The 21,846-nt window shown below is 70.9% G+C and carries 18 protein-coding genes and 1 pseudogene; 10 read left to right on the plus strand and 9 right to left on the minus strand.

Translation table 11 applies throughout. The features are described 5' to 3' along the window. Positions 1-431 precede the first annotated feature (431 nt). The 4 genes from ABZZ79_RS07260 to ABZZ79_RS07275 all read left to right on the plus strand — a co-directional run bounded on the left by ABZZ79_RS07260 (position 432) and on the right by ABZZ79_RS07275 (position 7,280). Positions 432-1,943 (plus strand): alkaline phosphatase family protein, encoded by a 1,512-nt coding sequence (locus tag ABZZ79_RS07260; RefSeq protein WP_356687371.1) that lies wholly within the window; start codon positions 432-434, stop codon positions 1,941-1,943. An 864-nt stretch (positions 1,944-2,807) separates the two neighbouring features. After that, a complete protein-coding gene (locus ABZZ79_RS07265; RefSeq protein ID WP_356687373.1) occupies positions 2,808-3,761 on the plus strand; it encodes a hypothetical protein in 954 nt (317 codons plus the stop codon). An 8-nt stretch (positions 3,762-3,769) separates the two neighbouring features. Then, positions 3,770-5,038 carry a CDC27 family protein gene (locus ABZZ79_RS07270; protein ID WP_356687375.1) on the plus strand — a complete coding sequence of 423 codons (1,269 nt, stop codon included), beginning with the start codon at positions 3,770-3,772 and terminating at the stop codon, positions 5,036-5,038. Between the two features lie 349 nt (positions 5,039-5,387). Next, a complete protein-coding gene (locus ABZZ79_RS07275) occupies positions 5,388-7,280 on the plus strand; it encodes an FUSC family protein (RefSeq protein ID WP_356687377.1) in 1,893 nt (630 codons plus the stop codon). Between the two features lie 66 nt (positions 7,281-7,346). On the opposite strand, the gene ABZZ79_RS07280 is transcribed toward ABZZ79_RS07275, so the two are convergent. Together ABZZ79_RS07280 and ABZZ79_RS07285 are read right to left on the minus strand one after the other, a co-directional pair. Further along, on the minus strand, positions 7,347-7,697 hold the full coding sequence (locus ABZZ79_RS07280) for a hypothetical protein (protein ID WP_356687379.1): 351 nt from the start codon (positions 7,695-7,697) through the stop codon (positions 7,347-7,349). Positions 7,698-7,900: 203 nt separating this feature from the next. Beyond that, entirely contained in the window at positions 7,901-9,577 is a 1,677-nt protein-coding gene (locus ABZZ79_RS07285) for a carboxylesterase family protein (protein ID WP_356687381.1), read from the minus strand. Positions 9,578-9,809: 232 nt separating this feature from the next. Between ABZZ79_RS07285 and ABZZ79_RS07290 the strand changes: the two genes are divergently transcribed. Beyond that, positions 9,810-11,246 (plus strand): hypothetical protein, encoded by a 1,437-nt coding sequence (locus ABZZ79_RS07290; RefSeq protein WP_356687383.1) that lies wholly within the window; start codon positions 9,810-9,812, stop codon positions 11,244-11,246. A gap of 34 nt (positions 11,247-11,280) precedes the next feature. On the opposite strand, the gene ABZZ79_RS07295 is transcribed toward ABZZ79_RS07290, so the two are convergent. Beyond that, positions 11,281-14,613: an AAA family ATPase gene (locus ABZZ79_RS07295; protein WP_356687385.1), complete on the minus strand. Its 3,333-nt coding sequence runs from the start codon at positions 14,611-14,613 to the stop codon at positions 11,281-11,283. A 290-nt stretch (positions 14,614-14,903) separates the two neighbouring features. Between ABZZ79_RS07295 and ABZZ79_RS07300 the strand changes: the two genes are divergently transcribed. Continuing rightward, positions 14,904-15,374: a diadenosine tetraphosphate hydrolase gene (locus ABZZ79_RS07300; RefSeq protein WP_356687387.1), complete on the plus strand. Its 471-nt coding sequence runs from the start codon at positions 14,904-14,906 to the stop codon at positions 15,372-15,374. A gap of 57 nt (positions 15,375-15,431) precedes the next feature. Next, positions 15,432-15,641: a hypothetical protein gene (locus ABZZ79_RS07305; protein WP_356687389.1), complete on the plus strand. Its 210-nt coding sequence runs from the start codon at positions 15,432-15,434 to the stop codon at positions 15,639-15,641. Between the two features lie 418 nt (positions 15,642-16,059). Here ABZZ79_RS07305 and ABZZ79_RS07310 read toward each other — a convergent pair whose 3' ends face one another. The 6 genes from ABZZ79_RS07310 to ABZZ79_RS07335 form a co-directional block, all read right to left on the minus strand. Continuing rightward, on the minus strand, positions 16,060-16,302 hold the full coding sequence (locus tag ABZZ79_RS07310; RefSeq protein ID WP_356687695.1) for a hypothetical protein: 243 nt from the start codon (positions 16,300-16,302) through the stop codon (positions 16,060-16,062). 115 nt (positions 16,303-16,417) lie between these two features. Beyond that, a complete protein-coding gene (locus ABZZ79_RS07315; protein WP_356687391.1) occupies positions 16,418-16,606 on the minus strand; it encodes a hypothetical protein in 189 nt (62 codons plus the stop codon). A 5-nt stretch (positions 16,607-16,611) separates the two neighbouring features. Continuing rightward, complete coding sequence (locus ABZZ79_RS07320) at positions 16,612-17,184, minus strand: DUF5994 family protein (protein ID WP_356687393.1); 573 nt, start codon at positions 17,182-17,184, stop codon at positions 16,612-16,614. 294 nt (positions 17,185-17,478) lie between these two features. After that, entirely contained in the window at positions 17,479-18,678 is a 1,200-nt protein-coding gene (locus tag ABZZ79_RS07325; RefSeq protein ID WP_356687395.1) for an MFS transporter, read from the minus strand. After that, a complete protein-coding gene (locus ABZZ79_RS07330; RefSeq protein ID WP_356687397.1) occupies positions 18,671-19,387 on the minus strand; it encodes an HAD family phosphatase in 717 nt (238 codons plus the stop codon). Before ABZZ79_RS07330 ends, ABZZ79_RS07325 begins: the two co-directional genes overlap by 8 nt. Before the next feature lie 171 nt (positions 19,388-19,558). Continuing rightward, entirely contained in the window at positions 19,559-20,371 is an 813-nt protein-coding gene (locus tag ABZZ79_RS07335) for a carbamoyltransferase C-terminal domain-containing protein (RefSeq protein ID WP_356687697.1), read from the minus strand. On the opposite strand from ABZZ79_RS07335, the gene ABZZ79_RS07340 reads away from it, so the two are divergent. From ABZZ79_RS07340 to ABZZ79_RS07350, 3 genes and pseudogenes are all read left to right on the plus strand, one after another. Further along, the gene (locus ABZZ79_RS07340) at positions 20,294-20,524 is read left to right on the plus strand and encodes a hypothetical protein (protein WP_356687720.1); all 231 of its coding nucleotides are present in this window, start codon (positions 20,294-20,296) and stop codon (positions 20,522-20,524) included. The two genes, ABZZ79_RS07335 and ABZZ79_RS07340, sit on opposite strands and share 78 nt — an antisense overlap. A 292-nt stretch (positions 20,525-20,816) precedes the next feature. After that, positions 20,817-20,915 (plus strand): annotated as a pseudogene (locus ABZZ79_RS07345) (LysR family transcriptional regulator); the annotation flags it as partial. Positions 20,916-20,961: 46 nt separating this feature from the next. Further along, the gene (locus ABZZ79_RS07350) at positions 20,962-21,702 is read left to right on the plus strand and encodes a LysR family substrate-binding domain-containing protein (RefSeq protein WP_356687399.1); all 741 of its coding nucleotides are present in this window, start codon (positions 20,962-20,964) and stop codon (positions 21,700-21,702) included. Positions 21,703-21,846 lie beyond the last annotated feature (144 nt).

Here is a 21,846-nt window from a genome sequence, read left to right on the forward strand (position 1 = left end):
TCAGCGGTTTCGACGGCCTCTCGCGCAAGCTCTCTTGACACGCTCGCTCCCTGCTCTCAGACTCACCGCACCGCCTTGTTAACGCGAACATGGAGAGTGACCGGCCGGACCCCGCCGACCCCAACTCTCCTCTGCCCATGGGGCCAATAAGGGGCAGATGAGGGCATTTCGCACATTTCCCCCTTCCGGCCGGCTGCGGCCGTAGTGACGGGGAGCAGCCTTCAACGACCTCCGCCTGAACGGCGCAGTCCGCTGATCCAAACGGCCGGCCGGCACACGAGCGACGACGGCGGCGTTCGCGATTCGCCCGCTGCCGCGACCAGAGCCGGCATGTCGCCGACCCCTCGCATCTCTCAGCGGGTGACCGCTGACGACCGACACGTACAGCCATCTGCCCGCGATCTGCGGGCGGATTTCCCCAAGGAGAATCCGTGCACCTGTCCCGTTCCATGCGTGCGGCCCTCGCGGTGACCATCGCCGCCGCGCTGCCGTTCGCGGCGGCCGCCCACGCCGACGCCGCGGGCCAGGGCGGCACCGCCCAGGCGGCTGCGGCGGCCAAGCGCCCCAAGTCCCTGGTGATCGGCATCGACGGCGCGACGTTCGCCAAGTTCAGCAAGGCGAAGATGCCCAACGTCAAGAGCCTGATGACCGGTGGTATGACCGCCGTCAGCAACCTTTACGCGGCTCCCATGGCCCCTACGGTCTCGGGCCCGGGATGGTCCACGATCGCCACCGGCACCTGGCCCGACAAGCACCACGTCGTCGACAACAGCTTCAACGGCGCCCGCTACGACCTCTACCCCGACTACGCGACCCGGCTGGAGACTGCCAACCCCGCGCTGAACACGGTGGTCGTCGGCACCTGGAGCGCGATCCCCACCACCATCTTCGGCCCGGCAGTCGACACCCGCCTCGGCGGCGTCAGCGATACGGACACCACCACGACTGCCGTCTCCAAGCTCTCCACCACCGACGCCGATGCCGCCTTCGTCCACCTCAACGACGTCGACGAGGCCGGCCACTCCCACGGCACCGACAGCACGGACTACCTGAACGCCCTCAAGGCCGCCGACGCGCGAGTGGGCCAGCTCCTCCAGGCGGTGAAGGCCAGGCCCACCTACACGAACGAGGACTGGCAGATCATCGTCACCGCCGACCACGGTCACACCCCCCAAGGCGGCCATGGGGGCAGCACCCCCGGCGAGCGGCAGACCTTCGTCATCGCCAAGGGAACCGGCTTCACGCCGGGCTCGGTCCGCAACGACGTCAAGATCACCGACATCGCCCCGACCGTCCTCGCCCACTTCGGCGTCTCCGCCGTGCCCGCGTGGCAGTTGGACGGCACGCCGATCAAGAACCTCGCCGCCTATGCCTTCGACACCCTGCGCCCCGCCCTGAAGACCCCGGTCGACGAGACCGGTCTGCCGTCCACTCTGAAGGGCTGGACGACCACCCCGCCGACCGGCTGGAGCATCGACAACTCGGCCATGCCCACCGGTGGAGTCACCGAGTGGCGCGGCTGGTCCTTCGCCACCGACGAATTCTGGACCAACACCGACCTCGGCCAGGGCCGCGAGAGCAACGTCCGTGCCCGCGACGTCTTCGCCGTCGCCGACTCCGACGAGTGGGACGACAACACACACGGCGACGGACAGTTCGACTCCACCCTCATCAGCCCCGCGTACCCGGTGACCGGCGGCACGACGGCGACCGTCTCCTACGCGACGAACTACAAGGTGGACGGACCGCAGACCGGAGACGTCCTCGTCTCCTTCGACGGCGGCACCCCGCAACCGCTGAAGTCCTATGACACGGACCTCAACACCTTCGAGAAGCTCACCATCGCCGTCCCGGAGGGCGCCACCACCGTCCAGCTCCGCTTCCACTACACGGGCACCAACAGCGCCTTCTGGACCGTCGACCAGGTGGCCGTCACCCCCTGACCAGCCTCGACCCGGTCGGGTGAGCTCGGCCGGCCGGGCATGAAAGCGGGGCCTCCCGCACAGCTCGTCGGTGTCGAATCCAACCGGGCGACAGGAGGCCCCTGGTGGTGCAGTCTTCGGCGCCGGAAGAGGAGGCTGCGGCGAGGACTTCCCGCACGGCGAACCGTTCGCGGGGAAGCCGTCACCTCCCCGGTCACGTTCCCGGGGGCCCCGCCCAGCCGTTTCGCACGGCGTGGGCGCCGAGCTGCATCCGGGTCCGGACTCCGGCCATGTCCATGAGGTGGCGCAGGCGCCGGTGCAGCGTGCGCGGGGAAAGTCCGAGACACCGACGATCCTCGGTGGCGCCCGTCGGCACCGGCCGTGTGGCGCTGCTCTGCGCGCAGTGCGCCCGCCATCGACCAGCTGCCTGTCGCACGCGGCTGCGACTCCGGCCGCATCGACCGGAACCCGCGATGCCGAGAAGCGCGTTCAACGCGGCCCGGGGGCATGGTCGCGCGCCCCGGCTCGGAAGCGCGGACAAGCCGCACCCGGTAACCGTCCGCGAGCCGCGGTCCAGCACGGTCGGGTACGCGGCCCTCGCCGTGATCCGGCCCTCGCCGTGATCCTCCTGCCCTTCGGACGCGGTGTCGAAGGCGTTGTCATCACCGTGGCCGTCGGCGCCTTCCTGGGCCCGTATCCCGGCTACTGACGTCGCGCCGGCGCCGCCCCGGCCGGGACAGGAGTCCCGGATCTGCCTCGGTCCGTCAGTACCGATGTGAACCACCCGTCTTGGAGGTCATTCCGCCGAGCCTTTACGGGAGTTGACCGCGTCCTCGGGGCAGTGGTTCACACCCGGCAGCTCAACCAGCGGACCATACTGGGTGGATGACGTCTGGAATGGTGAGAACGGGGCGGCGGCGCCGGGCTCTGACGGGCAGCGCGTTCATCGCGCTCGCCGTCGGACTGGCCGGCACCGATGTGCTGTTGGACGGAAGCCGCGGCGTCTCCGCGCTCACGGCGTGCGCGGCGGTGAGCGCTCTCGCCGGTCTGCTCTCGCTCACCCGGCTTCCCCCTGTTCGCCCTCCGCGCGGTCGTGGTGCCGACCCGGCCGCAAGCGCCGGGAATCCCGGATCGGGCGGGAGGTCCGTCGCTCAAGTGCGGGCGGTCGCGCCGACTCAGGACCACGAGGCGCCGGAGGTCTCCTACTTCTGCTACATCTCGCGCAACAAGGTCGACCAGATGTACGCCCAGATCGACCCGTCCGTGGACGACGAGGTCACCGAACTGCGCAGCACCGAGCACAGCCTCGGGGCCAGGGCCGACGTGAACTGGGGGATCCCGCACGTCGTTCAGCTCTTCCAGACCGGCGGAACCTACGGTCGCAAGGGGTTCGTCCAGCGCGAGGTCAAGGTCAAGGAGACCTACCTGACCAAGCTGCGGCACGTGCTGCTGAGTGTCGCCGGGGAGGAGGACATCCCCGGCGTGGCGGAGCTGCTGCGCGAGACCGGCCGGCGAGCGGGCTGCTATCACCACGCGGGGAAGTTCCGCGTCACCGAGCCCGTGACCGAGCGCACGGTGGACGGCGTGATCACGATCGCGTCGGAGGTCGCGGGCCGGCCGCTTCTCCTCGACTGCTCCTTACGGAACTTCAGCGAAGGCCCCCTCCCCGACGGCAGCTTCAATGTCAGCTCCGCCAACAGACGGTTCTTCGACCAGGACCTCGAACTGTCGATGACGACGGTCTTCCTGCTGCTGGAAGCCACGCCCGAACGACTGGTGGGGACACCACTGTTCCTGAAGCTGTCACTGCCCCCCACCGACCCGATGACGGCACTGTAGGAGCGGCCATGGAGGCGTACCTCGATCTCACGACGGACGGCCCGGAGGACTACGAGGGCCGCATCGTCGTCTGCGACGGTGCGGAGTACGTCATCGGCCCGTGGTTCGCGGAGGGCGGGGAACGCATCGTCCATCCGCTCACCAACCGCCGCTCCGGCCTCACGATGCACCTCATCAAGATCATTCGCGATCAGGAGCGGGCCGAGGAGGTGTCCGCCAGGACCGCGCGGGCCCTCGCCCAGCTCCGGGACATCGACGTACCCGCCGTTCCCGAGGCACTCACCGTCCGGGGACACGGTGGCGTTTTCGAACTGGAGGAGGCCGCCCACCGCCTGCCGTCGCAGCATCCCGAGCTCTACGAACGCGCGTGCACGGCGGTCGAACGCCGGCAGTGGGCGGACGCCGCCCGCATGAGCCGGGAACTGATAGATGTTCACCCGGACGACGTCAGCGCGCTCCATCTGCTGGCCACGTGCCATCGCGCCCAGGGCGACGACGAGGCCGCCCTCGACCTGGCGGCACGAGCGATCAGCATCGAGCCCAACATCCGCCCGTGCCGCCATCTGTTCCTGGAATGTGCCGCCAGGCTGGGTCTCATCGGGGTCTTCATGTCCGCCTTCGCCGAGCTGAAGGCCAAATGGCCCACCGACAACCGCTTGGACTTCCTCGCGGCCCAGGTCCATCTCATGCTCGGGGACCCGCAGACCGCGTCGGCCCTGCGGACCCCGAAGACGCCGGCCGCGTTCAGCGAGCAGGTGAAACAGGAGGCCGACCTCCAGCGCCGGGCCCGCTCCGCCCAGGCCGCGGCGCGGACACCGGTGCTGACGGGACGCGACGGCGAGGCAGTGGACGCGCTGCGCGAGGCGTACGAGATCTACGGCAAGGATCCGGAGATCGCCTTCAACTGGGGGCATCTGCTGCTCCGCCGGCGACGGGCGCGCGAGGCGTACGAGGTGCTGGCGCCTCTCGCCTCCGTCCTGCCGCCGGCCCTGCGGCGCCAGTGTGTCGGCAGTATGGCTTTCGCCCTGCTCCTCGACAGCGAGGTGAAACGAGCCGCCGGGCTCGTGGCGGTGCTGGCCTCGATGCTCGACACGGAGGCGAACGCCGACACGGCTCCTCCGCTGTGGGCGTTGTGGACGGAGCAGGGCAGCGTCTACGCGCAGGACTCGCACCAGCCAGAGCTGTTGCTGCGGCAACTCGTGGAACTTCTGGAACGGCAGGAGCCGCCGGACCCGATCGCACTGACCGGCGCCCGTGGCGTTCTCGCCCGCTATTAGCACCTGCCCATCCGTCACGCACCGGACGGTCCGGCCTCGGGAGCGGCGCAGCAGTGAGCCCGCCGGGTCTGCGCGCCGACGTCCTGGCCCGGCCTCCGCTTCCCGCCCGAGTCCGCCGCCCGGCCGCTGGGGAACGCCGCCGACTCCCCCGGTTCCGGCTCGGGCGCGGCGGATGCGCGCGGGCACCGTGGTCGCGACCGCTGCGGAGTCTTCGTCACACCGCCGAAATACTGCCGTTCGCTCCCCTCCAACAACGCGATCTACGATGTACAGCACCCAAGCCCGCTGAAGTCCACCGCACGGCCGCTGTCGTCCGAAGGTGTCTCGCCCTCGTACGGACAGGAGCCCCGTGTCGCGTCGCGCAGTTGTCGTTCCTCCGCCCTGGCTCGGGCACGCGCTGCGTGCTCAGCGGGGGCCGGTTCCGTGGAGTGCGGTGGGACGGGGGGCGCTGGCGGCGGGACCGCTGCTGGCGGGGGCCCTGGCCGTGGGCCGGGTCTCCCTCGGGGTCGTCGCCGCGATCGCGGCCATGCTGGCCGGGATCAATGACCGTCCCGGGAGCCGGCGTTCCGCGGTGAAGGGGCTCGGGGCACCGGCAGTCGTCGGGGCGCTCGGGCTCGTCGTGGGGACGTGTGCGGGGCAGGCGTTTGGGGCCGTCGCACTCAGCCTCGTCCTGCTGGTGCTCGGGATGCTCGCGGGGTGTGTCAGTGCCGTGGGGCCCGTGGCCTCCTCGGCGGCCACGCAGTTGCTCGTCGCGGCGGCCGTGGGCGCCGGGATGCCGCTGCCCGAACCCGGCTGGCAGCGAGGGCTCGCCTATCTCGCCGGGGCCGGCTGGCTGCTCCTGCTGCGCCTCGCGCTGCCCACTCCCGGCGCACTCGCCGGTGACTTCCGGTTCGACGGGGAGCGGGCGGCCGTCGCCCGGGTGTACGACACGATCGCCGGGCTCCTCGACGCCGCCGGAAGCGGGGACGCCGTGGCCCGGCGCGCCGCGCTGACCGCCGCGCTCAACGAGGCCCAGGACGCGCTCGGAGGTCCCCGGCTACGACGGTACGCCGCGTCCGCCGCGGAACGCCGACTGCACGCGCAGTACGCCGCGGCCCTGCCGCTCGCCGAGGCGGCGACCGCGCTGGCCTGGTCCGGAAGGGCCGTCGACAGGCGGGCCTGCGACGCGCTACGGCGGCTCGCAGCCGCTGTGCGCGGGGCCACGCACAGCGGTCCGCTGCCCGCCCCCTGCCGGTCCGCGCCCGCGCTGCGCGCCCTCGACGACGCGCTTCTGGCCGCTGCCGAGGCCTTCGACCAGGGGGACGGGGGCGATCTGCACACGCGCAGGCGCTATCTCGCCGGTGCCGTCCGCCAGGCCTTCGGCGTCGGCGGGCGCGAGTACGGGTTCCGCGTGGGACTGTCCTTCGGGGTGGCGGCAGCCGTCGCGCAGTGGCTGCACCACGCTCAGTGGTACGGGCCGCACACCCACTGGTACTGGTTGCCCGTCACAGCCGTGTTCCTGGTCAAGCCCGACCTCGGGCCGCTGGTCTCCCGGGTGCTGTGCCGGGCCGCGGGGACGGTGCTGGGGGCTCTGGTGTTCGCCGCTTCGGCCGCCGTACTGCCCAGACCCGCGGGGCTCGTCGCGGTCGTGGCCGTGTGCGGGGCGCTCCTCCCCGTCGCCACGCGGCACTTCGCCGCGCTGACCGCGGTCGTGACGGTGCTGGTGCTCGCGCTGGTCATGGTGGGCGGTGAACCACAGGCCTCCGCGGGCCGGATCGGCGAGACCCTGCTGGCCTGTGCGATCGTCCTGGTCGTGGGGCATCTGCCGGTGCCCCTGCCGGGGGATCGAGGCGGCGGTGTCCGCGCCCGCCTCGTGACGGCGGCCGAGGCCGCACAGAGCTACCTCGCACACGTGATGAGCGGCTCCGACGACAGCGCCCGGCGCTCGGGCCTGCGCCGCGAGGCGTATCGCACGCTCGCCGAGGCCCATGCCGCCATCGCGCTGACCGCCGCCGAACTGCCCGCCCTCGCCCGGCACGCCCAGGGCGCGGACGAGGCCGTCGCCCTGCTGGAGCGCCTGGTCGACACCGTCACCGCGTGCGCCGTCCACCTCGACGACACCGGGCGGCTGACCGCGTGGCACACCAGTCAGATAGACGCCGTACTGGACCGGCTCGCCGCCCATGAAGGAGTGGTCGGCCTGAGGCTTCCCCCGCTCGACGTCCCCGTCCGGCTGCGGGAACGGGCCGTCGCCGCCCACTAGGAAGAACCGGCCCGCCGCATTCGCGCGCGAGGCCGTGTCCTGAGATCCGCGGCTGGGCTCAGGCACTCAGCGGATGACGCGGATGCCCGGCAGCGGTGCGTCCTCCTCACCTTCCGCGGTGAGGACTTCTCGCGCCCACTGCCGGGCACGATCCCAGCCCGCGTCGGTGGCCGATGCCTCTCTTGTCCATCGCTCCACTGTTGCGTCCTGGGTCATCTCGCCGAAGACCTCTTCGATCTTCTGCGGACGAGGCGGCACAGCAGGACTGAGCTGTCGTTCCTCGACCGGTCGCCCAGCCGGCCGGAGGGCGTCATCGAAGCCCAGGGCGATCTCGTCCGGCGGCACGTCGTACTTCTCGAGCCAGGCCGTCTGAGCCGTTGCAGCTGCCGCGACCACGACCACCGCGTCGATCAGCATGCGACGCCGCGCCGACGAGCCAGGAATGTTCACGAGGTCATGGTGGCAGGGCACCGCTTGGGTCGAACGGCCACCCTGCCATCCCGGCGAGCACATGCGCCCGCACCGCCTTGAGCACCTTCCTCACTACGACGGGATGCCACCCACGTTCCTCTCCGGCCGGAGCGCGCCGATCGCGCACGGCGACGACGTGCGTCGGGGTGTCAGGGCATGCGGTTCCAGAACCCGAGGTTGTGCGTGCGGTGGTAGTCGACGGGACCGATTCGTCGCGGCGCCAGTGACTGTGTGTACGGCGGGAGCGCGACGCTCGGGCGGTGGGCCGGCCAGGCGGGCAGCCCGGCGCCGCGCGGGGCGCCGGTGCGGGCGAACGCGGCCCAGTACCCGGTCATCGTCGCCGACAGGCGGCGCTGCGCCGGGGTGAAGAGCGGCTCGGCCACCTCGTCCTCGAACAGGTACGGGATGTCACCCGCGTGGAAGGCGCCGAAGTCGAAGTCGCCGGGCAGCGGCAGGAACATCGGCGCTTCCCGGTCGGCGAACTCGTATGCGTACACCGGCACGTGCCGGGCCAGTGCGTCGTGCATGGTCTGTGTGCCGCGCGCCCACATGCGGTCTGTGATCACGGTGGCCCATGCCAGCGCGGGGGACGGGAAGGCGGTCGTGGGGTACTCGTCCCGGACGCGCCCTGCCAGCTCACCGAAGGCGGTGCGCAGCGCGCGGTCGTAGTCGGCCTCGGTGAACGGCTTGCCCACCGCGTCGTACATCATCCCGACGATGACGCGGTGTTCGTCGAGGGTCGCGCCCGACAGGACGGGCACATGGTGGAAACGGCCTGCGCGCAGCGCCGTGGGTGGCAGCTCCGGCAGCGTGCGGTTGCCGTAACCGAACGCCTGGAAGGCGTTCATGATGTACGGCACCTTGAGGATCGTCTTCACGGGCAGGGCGCGCAGGCAGGCGAGGACGCGGGCGGGACGGTCGTCGCGGCAGCCGAGGGACGAGGTCATCTCGGTCGTGATGTCCTCCATCTCCCGCCCGGTCCGCCACACGTACCACGGGTACCCCGGCACGTCCGGTCCCATCGCGCCGGCCGGCATGTCCATCATGCCCTCACCGCTCACCATGACGGCTCGGTGGAAGAGGCCCTTGGAGGCGGGGGACGTCAGATGCCCGGCGATGGCGGACGCGCCGAACGACACGCCGGCCACGGTGACGTTGCCGGGGTCGCCGCCGAAGGCACGCGCGTTGTTCCGTACCCAGGTCAGGGCCGCCCGCTGGTCCTGGAGGCCGAAGGTGCCTGACCCCCGCAGTCCGGGCAGGGCCAGGCCGCCGAAGACGCCGAGACGGTAGTTGACGGTGACGACCACCAGTCCCCGCTCGGCCAGCCGGCGCCCGTCGAAGAAGGCGCCGCCGCCCACGGAGCCGTCCCCGTGGATCCACACGAGCACGGGCGCGGGCCGCCGCCGGTCGGCCACCGCCGGTGTGGTGACGTTCAGGACCAGGCAGTCCTCCTCCGCGCTGGAGATCGGGGCGTACTGCGAAGGCACCTGCGGGCACAACGGTCCCTGTTCGGTCGCGTCCCTGACCCCCTTCCAGGCCTGCGCGGGGCGGGGCGGGGCCCAACGGTGGCGACCCTCGGGGGCGCCCGCGTAGGGGATGCCCTGGAAGATCCGGTACCCGGCCGACCGGGTCCCTCGGACCAGCCCCGCGTCCGTACGTACGGTCTCGCCACCGGTGGCGCCGGTCGCAGCGCCATGCCGGGTGTCGGCAGCTGAGGGGCCGGGGCGCGCGGCGGAGGCGAGCGGGGCGGACACCAGGGCGGGGAGCGTCAGGGCACAGGCCGTCGCCACGACGGACGCCCGAAAGGGAATTCTGCTGTTGGTCACGACGAAAGCCTTCCTCCTGGGCGTGGTCCCGGCGCGCGGACGCACCGGAGGTGACCTGATCGGACGCCGCTGCGCTGTTCGCCCTCGACCTGCTGCTGCCGGTGAGGGCGCCGGAAGGGGCCGGTCGTATGAGAGGCGCGTGATCGCATCTGGCCGCCGCGCGTTCCCATCACGCGCATCACGAGTACGGCCCCTCGCACCGGGCGAGGGAAGCAGGCTGAAGGAGCCCGGCATGGCCCCCACCACACCCGATTTCGGCCCCGACATCGACCCCTACGCGCTCTACGATCCCCAGCGGGACTGCGACCCGGACGCCAAACCCGGGCTGCTCGGCTTCCGCGACCTGGTGCTCGCCGCCTACCCCGGCACCACCAGCCTGGGCATCACCAGGGCCTGCGGGAGCGGAGGCCAGAGCGAACACAAGGAGGGCCGCGCCTGGGACTGGGGCGTGCGCGTGCAGAGCCAGGGAGACCTGGCCGACGACCTGATCGACTGGCTCCACGCCACCGACCGGCACGGCAACGCCCACGCTCTCGCCCGCCGCTTCGGCATCATGTACATGATCTGGAACCGGCGCATCTGGATGGCCAGCCGTCCCGACGCCGGTTGGCAGCCCTACCGGGGTGCCAACCCCCACACCGACCACATCCACTTCAGCTTCTCGTGGGCCGGCGCCCGCAAGGAGACGAGCTGGTGGAACGGTCCGGTGGTGCCGGATCGGCGGCAGCGGCTGGCGGTGGGGGTGTCGGCGGACGGCCGTGCGGAAGTGTTCCACGCGGCGATCGACCAGATCTACCACACCTACCAGCTCCAGACCGGCGGCGCCTGGTCCGGCTGGCAGGCGTTCGGCGGGCCCGCATCGGCGACCATCGCCCTGGCGGCCTCACCCGACGGACGCCTGGAACTGTTCGCCATGAACAGCGACACCTTCATGCACCGCTACCAGACCAAAGCCTCGGGAGAATGGGCCGACTGGTACACCTTCGGAGGCGGAGGCGACCACCTCACGGTCACCGCCAACCACGACGCACGGCTCGAAGTCTTCGCCTCCAACTCCACCGGCGTACACCACCGCTGGCACAACACCCCCGGCGGAACATGGCACGACTGGCAGCCCCTCGGCGGCCCCGCCCGCGCACGCCTCGCAGCCGCACCCGCATCCGACGGACGACTCGAAGTCTTCGCCCTCACCGACGACATCTTCCGCCACACCTGCCAGACCGACCTCACCGGAACCTGGCGCCAATGGGTCGACTTCGGCCTCGGCGGCGAACACCTCACCGTCGCCCACAACCACGACCGCCGGCTCGAAGTGTTCGCCTCCAACTCCACCGGCGTACACCACCGCTGGCAGAACACACCAGGCGGCGACTGGCACGACTGGCAGCCCCTTGGCGGCCCCGCCGGAGCACGCCTCGCCTCCGTCACCTCACACGACCAACGCATCGAGATCTTCGCCATGAACGACGACCTCCTCCAGCACAACTACCAACAGGACACCACCGGAACCTGGCACACCTGGCAGGACTTCGGAAACGGCGGCTACTTCATCCAGGCCCTGCGCAACCACGACGGCCGACTCGAGATCTTCGCCAACAACCCCGGCGGAGTCCACCACCGCTGGCAACACCAGCCCGGCAGCACCTGGCACGACTGGCAGCCGCTGTGAGCAGGAACCCAGTGGGAGCCCTCGGGCCCAGGGTTCACAGGCGCCAGCGGATGTCCTGGTCGGGGGTGTAGCGGCACATCGTGCCGGTGGAGATCGTGCGTCGCAGGTGCGCGGCGAGGCCCGGGTGCTGGTCGTCCAGTCGGCGCAGGGTGTCGCGGATGCGGGCGGTGACGTTCTTGCGGGCCCGTTCGCGCGGGTCGCCCAGCCGGCGTGGGCGGCCCGCCAGACCGGCGTGACGGCGCAACTCCTCCAGCAGGGCGGCACGCTCACGGTCATGGGCGGCCGCCCGTTCGTCGTCGCCTCGCTCGACGGCTCGGTCGATCTCCGTCTCCAGCCGCTCCAGGTGCCGGCGGTAGCGTCTGCGGGCCTCGTCGTCCAGGACCTCGTCGGCTCCCATGCCGTGCACGGTGGCGACGGAGTCGTCGTCCGGGTTCAGCAGGCGGACGGCCGCGATGTCCTGGCCGGGGAGACTCAGAAGGCAGTGCAGGTCCCGCAGGCCCTTCGCGTCGGGCATGTGCACGGTGTGGCCCTCGTACGTCAGCCGCCACACCTCGCCGTTGCGGCGGAACTCGTACACGGCTCCGACCTGGTGGTCATGGCCCGGCCGCACGGGCCGGCGCCCTGCGGTGAGGTGTTCGACACGGGCGAGCAAGTGCGTCATGCCCAGGTGGTGCGCCTGCGACGCCGCTTCGTCGAGCAGGGCGGCGAGGTCGCGCTCGTCGTGCGTTCCCTGCTCCGCGAGGGCACGGGCCAGTTCGATTCGAGCCCGCAGCGACCAGGGCAGTGCGTGCATCCGGTCGGCCGATCGTCGTGCTTCGGTGAGGTGGCGGACCGCGGAGTCCCACTGTTCGCGCGCGACGTCGAGGAGTCCCAGCCAGAGCGTTGCAGGGCCGCCGATGTCCCATCCGAAGAGCGAGACCAGCCACTGGCCCTCGTACGGCATCAGCGCGGCGCGGGCGTTGTCGCACCAGGCCGGATCGCCCGAGACGGCGGCCGCCTGCGCCTGGTAGCGAAGCCAGAGGGGGGTGACGCTTCGGTGGAGGACCGTGTCGCCGTCGGCTCCCGCTCCGGGCCGGGGCACGGGTACGCGCGGGCTCTCACCGGCCTCCAGCTCGGTGAGGGCTTCCACCAGGTCGACGTACGGATGCTGCTGGCTTCGCAACTCGTCCAGCAACGGCCTCGCCTCGGTGAACCTGCCCCGCATGACGAGCAGGGCCCACCGGTGGTGTGAGATGAAGTACCGGTAGTAGTTGGGGCCGGGGCTGCTCATGGACTCCGACGCGTCGAGGAGTTCCGCCGCTTCGGCGAACCTGCCCGTCACTGCGTAGACGACGCTCCGGTCGATGACCGAGGTCAGACGCAGCCGGGGTGAGCCGTCGGCGGCCGCCACGGCCACCATGTCATGGAAGTCCTCCAGGAATCGCGGGTCGTCCGCTTCGAGCGCGGCGACCCACCGCATGGACATCGCCACGTGCTCCGTCCAGCGGTCGCCCCGACGCCGGGACACCGCGATGAGCTCGGCCGCGAGGGCGCGGCACTCCCCCGCCGCCTGTGGCCCCCACTCCGCCTGCAGCCGTGCCCACAGCCCGATGTGCAGGGTGTCGTCGTCGCCCGCCGCACGTGCCTGAGCGACCACCGCTGCCGCGACGCTTCGGGCCAGGTGGGACTGCGACAGCGGCGGTTCACCGTCGTCCGGCTCATCTGGTCCGTCGCCATGAGATCGGGGGCCATCAGATCGGGCGCCATCAGATCGGGCGCCATGGGATCGGGCGCCATGGGGTGGTCCGTCGCCATGGGGTCCTGGCCCAGGTGCCGTCGCAGTCGCCGTCCCGCCCGCGGCGATCAGTCGCTCGTACGCCCAGCGCAGGGCGCGCGGCTTCAGCAGGGCCATGTCGCCGCGTCCGTCGGCGCCATAGAGGGTCAGCGCGGTCCGTCCCAGCAGCAACGGCTGTCCGAGGTCCCGTGCCGCAGCGGCGGCGTCGGCGAACACGTGCCAGGAACGCTCCTGTTCACCGGACAGCTGGAGCGCCAGTCCGAGGTCGAGTTCGATCAGCACTCGCCGCGCGGGGTCCGCGTCGGCGATGCGGTCCAAGGCGCGCCCGAAATGGCCCGCCGCCTCCTCGTTCGCCAGACGGTTCTCCGCGTGCCGCGCCGCGGACATCATCAGGTCCACGGCCTCGTCGCGCTCCAGTTCCTCGAAGGCGAGATGGGCATGGCGGGCCAGCTCGACGGGGAGTCGCACGTCCGGCGGAGCCGCCGCCGTGTCGCGCAGCGCGGGCACGGCGGCGGCGTGGAGCCTTCGGGCACGCTGGGCGTGCAGGCCCGCGTACAAGGTCTCGCGCACCAAGTCGTGCTTGAACACCGCCGCCCCCGAGCCTTCCCACTCCACCAGTTGGGCGTCGGCGGCCCGGCCCAGCCAACGGCGTACCTGGCCCGGCGAGGCGCCGGCCACTCTCGCCAGGGTGTCGGTGTGGAACCGCCGCCCCAGCACGGACGCGGCTGCGAGACAGGCCGCCACGGGCTCCTCCAGCAGCCGCAGTCGTTGCTGGAGCGAGGCGTGCAGACCCGGCGACATCGCCGTCACCTCGTGGCCGCCGGCCCACAGGCGAGCGGTCTCCTGCACGAAGAAGGGGTTTCCTCCCGTGCGGCGCACAACCTCGGCGACCAGGGTGTCGTCCGGTGCCCTCCCCACCGTACGGTGCATCAGTTCGGCGACATCGGCCGCGCCGAGGCCCGTCAGCGCCAGCGTCGTGGCCCGGGTCATGAGCGAGCGCAACCGGTCGCGCAGCGGATGGTCCGGTCGCTCGATCTCCACGTCCCTGCACGTGGCCACGATGAGAGCCCGCTCCAGTGACAGATGCTGGGCCGCGAACTCCAGCAGCGCCATCGACGCCGGGTCGGCCCAGTGCACGTCCTCCAGCACGACCAGCACCGGCTGGTGCCGCGCGGCGGTGACCAGCATGGTCGTGACCGCGTCGAACAACTGGAACCGGTCGACGTCCTCGGCCTTGGCCCCGCCGCCGAGCAGGACCTGCCAGGCCGCTCCGGCGGCCTCGGAGACGGCCTCCCAGGTCGCCGTACTCGCGGACCCGCGCAGGCTCCGGATGACCTGCGTCCAGGGCCAGTAGCCAGGGGTGCCGTCGGCGTCCCAGCACGATCCGCGCAGCACGGTCATGCCCTCGCCGCGCGCCTCGTGGACCGCGCGGCCGGTGAGGGACGTCTTGCCGATGCCCGCCTCACCGGTGATCAGCAACAGGCCACCGTGGCCCGCGCCCGCGCGCTCCACGTGGACGCGTACGGCGCGCAGCAGATCGTCGCGCCCCAGCAGCGCGGGCGGCGCTCCGCGTCCGGACGACGACGCGCTCACGTCCGGCACCGGCCACGGCACCCGTTCCCCGAGCGCGTCATGCCCACCACTCCCGCAGCGTCCGGCAGTTGTTCTGATCAGCACCGTAGCGGCTGTTCGAAAAGTGGATCAACTCCGCCAAACGCCTGGGCGGCGACGCGATCGCGGCGCGGGGCCGACGCGCGTCCGCCACCGTTCACCGCGCTGCGGGCAGAAGGTGCCGCACTCCGTGGGCAGTTGTCCAGAAAGTCCGGCAATCATCGAGCGCTTCATGACCGAGCACAGCGACCGCCGGGACTAGGCTCTACGCCATGCCCGGTGACTGGCGAACGGATCGTGTCGGAGCCGCTCTGCGGGGCGGAAATCCGACGGTGCTGCGACGCCTCGACGCAGGTTTCGCGGTGATCGGCGACGTCCAGTTCCTGCCCGGGTACTGCGTTCTCCTGACCGATGTACCGGACGTTCAACGGCTGTCCGACCTGCCGAGAGTGAAACGGCTGATGTTCCTCTCCGACATGGACCGGCTCGGGGAAGCGGTCGAGCGGGCCTGCCGGAGGCTGGATCCCGGATTCCGGCGGGTCAACCTGGAGATCCTCGGCAACACCGACCCGTTCCTGCATGCCCACATCTGGCCCAGGTACGAGTGGGAACCGGCCGAACTGGTGCGCAGGCCGGTGTGGTTGTACCCGCGTGACCGGTGGAGTGACGAGCGGTTCGAGCTCGGTCCGCGGCATGACGTGCTGCGGGAGGCGATCGGCGACGAACTGGATCGGCTGGGTTGACGGCGGCCGGGCGCGGCCTGCGGACGGTCAGGCCTCGCCGACGGGGGGAGCCGCGCCGTGCCGGGACGGCGGCGCCCACTCCTGGACACCGATCCACGAGGTGCTGCGGACCTGATCGAGGACGTGGGCGGACGATCGGCGGCACTGGACGAGGCACGGCGGCATCTCGCCGCTGTGGAGTCGGCGCTCGCCGGAATGCCACTGCGGACAACGGCGACCGACGAGCTGCGGTCGCTGCTCGCCTTCCTTGTCAGCCGGGAACTGTGACGCGGCTTGACGGCTTGACCATGTCGCTGCCTTCGAGCGGGCCGTCGCCGGCCGGCCGCGGGGCCGAGGCCGTGAAGCGCGCCGAAGCTGGGAATCCACGGGCGCCGGGCGCTTTACCGCGGGCTCGAAAGCGTGGAGACGCCGGAACGCCGCCCCGGTCAGGAAGGGCGGGGCGGCGCAGGATGGCGTCAGCGGCTACTTGGCGGTGTCGCCGTTCACGCGCTCCTGGATGCGGGTCAGGGTCGCGCCGGCGTCGGGGGTGTCCGCCAGGCCCGACCCAGGCGCACGGATTCACAGAGTCGGGAACTGGCACGCCTGGGATTCGTATGAGACTCCGGCCCGAGGGACCGGTCATACCGGGGTGTCGTGTGGTGTCCGCGGTCCGCGCGCGTGTGCGGGGCGCGTTCCCGGGCCCGGCTCAGATCTCGTCGGAATGGGTGCTGATGCCGACGGGGCTTCTGCTGGCGGCCAGCCAGGGCCGGGCGGGTCCCGCAGGTGTCGCCGTGTCCACGGTGAGATGGAGGCGGGTGTCGCCGTCGAGGCCGGGATAGCTGCGCTGTTCCGTGCCCGCGAAGGCACGGCGGAGCACTTCCGCGACCGCGCGGGCGGCTTCAGGCGTGTGCGCGACGATCCGGACCTCGGCGTGTTCGAGTGACGGCATCGTCTGGGTCTCGATGTATCGCACGTCGGCGTGTTCCCTTCGCAGTGGGCGACAAGTCGGCGAGTGAGGCGCTGTGCGCCTCACTCGCTGCCCCCGGTCGGAGGAGAGTGCTGCTTCACCGGTCGGCATGCGTACGCTGTGCTCGACGACCGGCGTCGTCCGGTTGACGGGGAGGTCTCGGCAGGGGCTCGCTGTAGTGGTGCGCCGCGATCCGGGCGTCGTGCTGTGCGTTGAGCAGGCGGATCAGGAGTATCCCGATGCCGATCGCGAGGATGATCGCCGCGATGAGGACGAGGGTCTCCATGGAACTCACCTCCAGGTGCCGGGCAGCGGGAGGACGCTGTGGCCCATCGGGCTGCCGAAGGGGGACATGCAGGCCCCGCCCTCGCTTTCCCAGCTGGCCTCACGGCGCAGCGCATCGCCAAGGTCACGTCCGATTACGACTTCATCGGCCATCAGGGCGCCGGCGGTGAGGACGCTCCCGGGGATCGCTGCGGCGGCCATCAGGCGGGCCGCGGCGGCGGGCTCGGTCTCGGGCGGGATCACCAGCAGGTCCCAGCGGCCGGTGGCGTAGGAGAGCAGAATCAGTTTGTCGGGGTGCTGTTCGGTGAACCAGCCCACATGCATTGTGTGCCCGGCCACAGGCACCTTGCGTGGGATGACGGGCCAGCGGGTGGGGTTCACGGTGACGCGTGTGATGCGTCCCCAGACTTTGTCGAGTGCGGCCGCGAGCGGCGGAAGCTCCGCCTCGAGATCGCGTGAACGGGGCCACCAGGCCCCGTCGAGCTGGCCGGCGAGGGTGGTCTTCGGGGTGAGAGACAAGCGTGCCGGGGGCTCTGCGGCGAGGTCGCGCGGCGAGGTCCGGTCGAGGGTGGTGGTCATGGTGCGGACCTGCCCCCGGGCTGCCCGTCGGCAGCCCGGTTTCTCGTGATCGCCGGAAATGACACCCGCTTGAAAGCCGGTGTGCGAAGTACTCCCGGTGTTTTCATTCTACATCTGTTCGGCAGGATTTGAGCGTATTGATTAGGTATTTTTCCTACGTACGCGTATCGGGTGTGCGAGGGCCGCCGGAGCATCGTGAGGGCGTCTCCGCTGGGTGTTCACGAGTAGGCCTGACCAGCGAGTGCGCGAGGGTGTTGAAGAGAGGGTGTTGAAGATCGCTTCCCGCCCGCGGCATCAGGTCGGCCACTGCCGGGCCCTCCGCCGGGCGACCAGAGCCACCGCCAGGCCCATACCGCAGACTCCGGCCAGCGCGAGACTGACGAGGAACGGCTGCTGTGACCCGGCGAGGAGCCCCACCGCGGCGGGCATGGCCGCGTTGGACGCCATGTCGCCGAGGATGAGCACGGAGCTCCACCTCTGGGGCTTGTCCACCGTGGCGATCAGCCAGGCGATCAGCGTCGGCAGTACCGGGGCGACGGCGATGCCCGCCAGCAGGTAGGCGCCGGAGGTGAGACCGGACACCGCGGACAGACCGATGAACAGCGTGCCCGCGGCCAGATACGCGGGCAGCAGCGTCGCCGCCGGTATACGCCGGGTCAGGGCAGGAAGGACCAGGCGGCCGATGACGAGACCGCCCCAGAACCCCGACGTCGCGAGCGCCGCGTCCGGTTCGCTCCAGCCGTCCCAGGTGAGCTGGGTGCTCTCCCAGGCCCCGATGCTGGTCTCCGTCCCCGCGTAGAGGAATCCCGTCGCGCAGAGCAGGAAGATCCACATGCCGGGCGTCGAGCGTGACGGCGTGGTCTCCGCGGCCGTCACCGGCGGCCGGTCACCGCCCTTGTCGAGAAGCCGGGCCGGCAGGCAGAGGAGGACGAGGAACGCGGCGATCAGCGGTATGGCCTGGATGTGCCAGCGGCCCAGCGTGCCCGCGGCCAGGGGGCCCGCCGCCGCCCCGATACCGAAGACGGCGTTGAGCCGGTTGACCATCACCACGCTGTTCGCACCGAAGCCGCGGCCGAAGGCGGTGTTGAGGATCAGGCCGAGCCCGCCGTACCCGCACCCCGCCACGACCGCCGTGGCGCAGAACAGGGCCCACGCGGGGCTCGCCGCCATGGCGAGGCAGCCGCCGCTGAAGAGCAGCAGCGTTAGCGTGACGGCCCGGGACAGGGCGAGCCAGGTGCCGACGGCGCCCAGGGCCGCCACCGCCACGAACGCGCCCACGTTGTACCAGACCACCACCTGCCCTGCGCCGTGCGTCAGACCGAACCGGTCCTCCAGCAGCGGGAGCCCCGCGCCCAGGGAGGCCGTGGTGGCACCGGTCACGAAGAAGACGGCGAAGGCGGCAAGGACCCCCACCCGTCCGGGAGAGGGCGGTGCGGGCGGTGCCGCGGAGTGCGGTTCGACGGGACTGCCGGGAGTGGCGAGCGCGTCAGTCACGGCAGGCACTCCCCGGCGTCGTGACGCGCACCTCACTCGCAAGCCCGCCGAGCACCAGGTCCGTCGCGGTCCGCGTCACGCTCAGTCCGGTGAAGTCCGGTACGACGGCGATGGCGCCGAGAGCGAGTAGGTCCGGGGCGCCGACTCCGACGCACGCGGTCCCGGCGGACACGGCGCTGCGCACCCCGCTGAGCGAGTCCTCGAAGACGAGACCCTGCGCGGGCTGGATGCCCAGCTCTCGGCAGGCCGTCAGATACGGCTCGGGGTGAGGTTTGCCGCGGGTCGTGTCGTCGCGGGTCAGCCTCAGTGCGAAGAGGTGGCCAAGGCCCAGTGAGTCCAGCGCCTTCTCGATCTTGCGCGGCCAGCCGCTGGTGACGAGCGCCAGCACCGCGCCGTTGTCGTGCAGGGCGTGCAGGAAACTCTGGACCCCCGCGATGGCCTCGTAGGCGGCTTCCTCCTCAGCCATGTCCACCTCGCGCCAGATCGCCAGGCGTTGCTCCGGCGTGTGGTCCGGGAAGAGGATCTCGACGGTCTGCGCCCCCGTGCGGCCGTGAATCGAACGCTGCGCCTCCTGCTCGGTGATGACGATGCCGCGCCGTGCGGCGGCCTCGCTCCATGCCTTCTCTATGACCTGTCCCGAGTCGATGATCACGCCGTCCATGTCGAAGATGACGGCGCTGGTCGTGAGGCAGGTGTCGGGCTGTTGCATGTGGGCTCCGGTGGTCGGCCGGGCGGATCCTCTCCGCGGGAGCGGCCGGATCGCGAGGGACGAGGAACGCGGGTGCCGCCGCTCCCGGCCGAACGGGGAGGGGCGGGGCCCGTCAGGTCCTGTCGTCATGGGCCCGGCAGTCTGCCCGGCGGGTGACGACAGGACTCGGGATCACGCCTTACGGCTGTCCATGAACGAGACGTCGCGGGTCCTCCAGACCAGGAACACGTCGTCGCCGGGGACCAGGTCCACAACGCCGTCCCGGAGCGGAGCGAGGGCGTCCCGCGGCGATCCGACGATCGGCTCCTCGTGTTTGTTGTACGAGGTGTTGACGAGCGCCGCCTGCCCGGAGCGCGCGTGCCACTCCATCAGGAGCCGGTGCGGGAAAGGATCGTCCTGCTGCCGTACGATCTGCGGGCGCGCGGTGTTGTCGTCATGGACGACGGCCGGGCAGGTCTTGGCGAACTTCTCGGTGCTGGTTGAGCTCGATATTGGCGGAGACGCCGCGTGCGAGGCAGACGTTGCGGGTGGGGACGTGCGCCGAGGCTGTCCAGGGCGGTCTCCCGCTGCAGGACGTCCTCGGCGTGCGGGCTGACGTGGGTAACGGTGAGCGACTGGTAGTCGCCACGTCCGTCGCACGTCACGACCAGGGCGTCGTCGAACGGTGAGCGCAGGAAGGCGCCGAGGCCGTGCGACTCGTGGTGGTCGGTGGACGACCCGCGACCGCAGCCCGTTGCGCTCGGCCCATACGTCGAACTCGTCGCGCCACGTCTTGTCGCGGGGAAGCTCCTTCGCGACGGGCGCACGCAGCTGGGCAAGGCCCTCCGGGCGGTGCTGCGCCTCGTCGATGACACGGTCCACGTGCAGTAACAGGTGCTTGTCCGCCTGGAAGCCCGCGGACCGGCCATGGGCGACGCAGTCGACGTCCGCAAGGCTGACCCCGCCCGCCCGCAGGACGAAGTCGATGGACTGCTCGGGCCACACCGAGTGGTCCTTGACCCTGGTGAACTGTTCCTCGCTCACAGCCGCGACGATCTCCGCGTCACGGACGAGGCAGGCACCGGCGAGATCTCGGTTGGTAACGCCAAGGGCAAGCATATTTCCATCCTGTTTGAGAGACGGACACCGGACACCTGATGCGGGTGCACACGCTGCGCAGGGCGACCTCAGTTCACCCGCCGCCTTCCCAGGGAAACATCGAAAACCGAGGGAGTCTAATGAATGAATTGCATGGAACGATTCCTGGATGGAATGAACGAAGGCCGGACGTCCCGTGGGTCGCTACTGCGAGGCTCCTGTTACCCAGCGCGCCTACCGCCAGAGAGACTTGTCCCGGAACCTGACCCTGGAAGTGCTGGCGGCCCTCCGTTTCAGGAGAGGAATCTCGCTCCCAGTCTTTGGCTGGTATCCCGCGTGATAACGTCCAAGAATGGATGTGCGACTACTGCGTGCCTTCCTTGCCGTTGCCCATCACGGACATTTCGGTTTGGCTGCCGAAAGCCTCTCCGTTTCCCAGCCGGGACTGAGCAAGCAGATTTCATTCACTGGAAACTCAGCTCGCCTGCACGCTGTTCGTGCGCAGCCGTCAGGGAGCGGTGCTCACGGAACTGGGCGAGATGCTGCTGCCGGACGCGACGGATGTCGTACGGCGCACCGACGCGCTGGTGCGCCGCGCGGCCCGGGCGGTCCGGGGGGAGACCGGGCATCTGAACATCGGATTCGGCCTGTCCAGCATCGAACTGGCGCCGCAGGCCGTCGCGGCCTTCCGGAAGCACTACCCCGAGGCCGACATCACCCTCGACGACATGTCGTCCGACGCCCAGGTGAACCGACTCCGCTCGGGCGAACTGCACGTCGGCTTCGCCCGGCTGCCGGTGCCGGACGACATCGGCCGCATCCTCGTCCAGCGCGACCGGCTGGCCCTCGCCGTACCGGAGCACGACGCGCCGCCCGGGGACCCGGCCGACCTCGGCGCGTGGCTGGAGACCCGCCGCTTCATCCGGCTCGACCCGCTACGGGGCCGGGGCCAGGCCAACCAGGTCGAACGCTTCCTCGCGTCTTGCGGGGCGAGGCCGCGGGTCCTTCAGGACGCCCAGGACCAGCTGACGATCCTGGCCCTGGTATCGGCGGGCGTCGGGGTCGCGTTGGTCCCCGCCGGCGCCCGGCTCATCGCGCCGTCCACGGTCAGGATCGTGCCGCTCGACCATGAGGCGGCCTCCTGGCAGATCGGCGTCGTCTGGAGCCGCTCGCAGCGGACTCCGTTGATCAACAACTTTCTGTCGGTGGTGCGGGGGCTCTTCGTCGTCGGCGGATGACCACGGTCGATCTGACTGATCGACAGCGAAAGGTGCCGCCTGAGCCGGAACGATTGAGTCAACTCAAGAACAGTCGCCGCTGGTGCAGGAGAGAACCGTGCGGGGGCATCTGGTCGACGGTGTCCGCGTCGACAGCGCGGCCAG

The sequence above is a fragment of the Streptomyces sp. NPDC006458 genome (assembly GCF_040612135.1).
GTDB lineage: Bacteria > Actinomycetota > Actinomycetes > Streptomycetales > Streptomycetaceae > Streptomyces.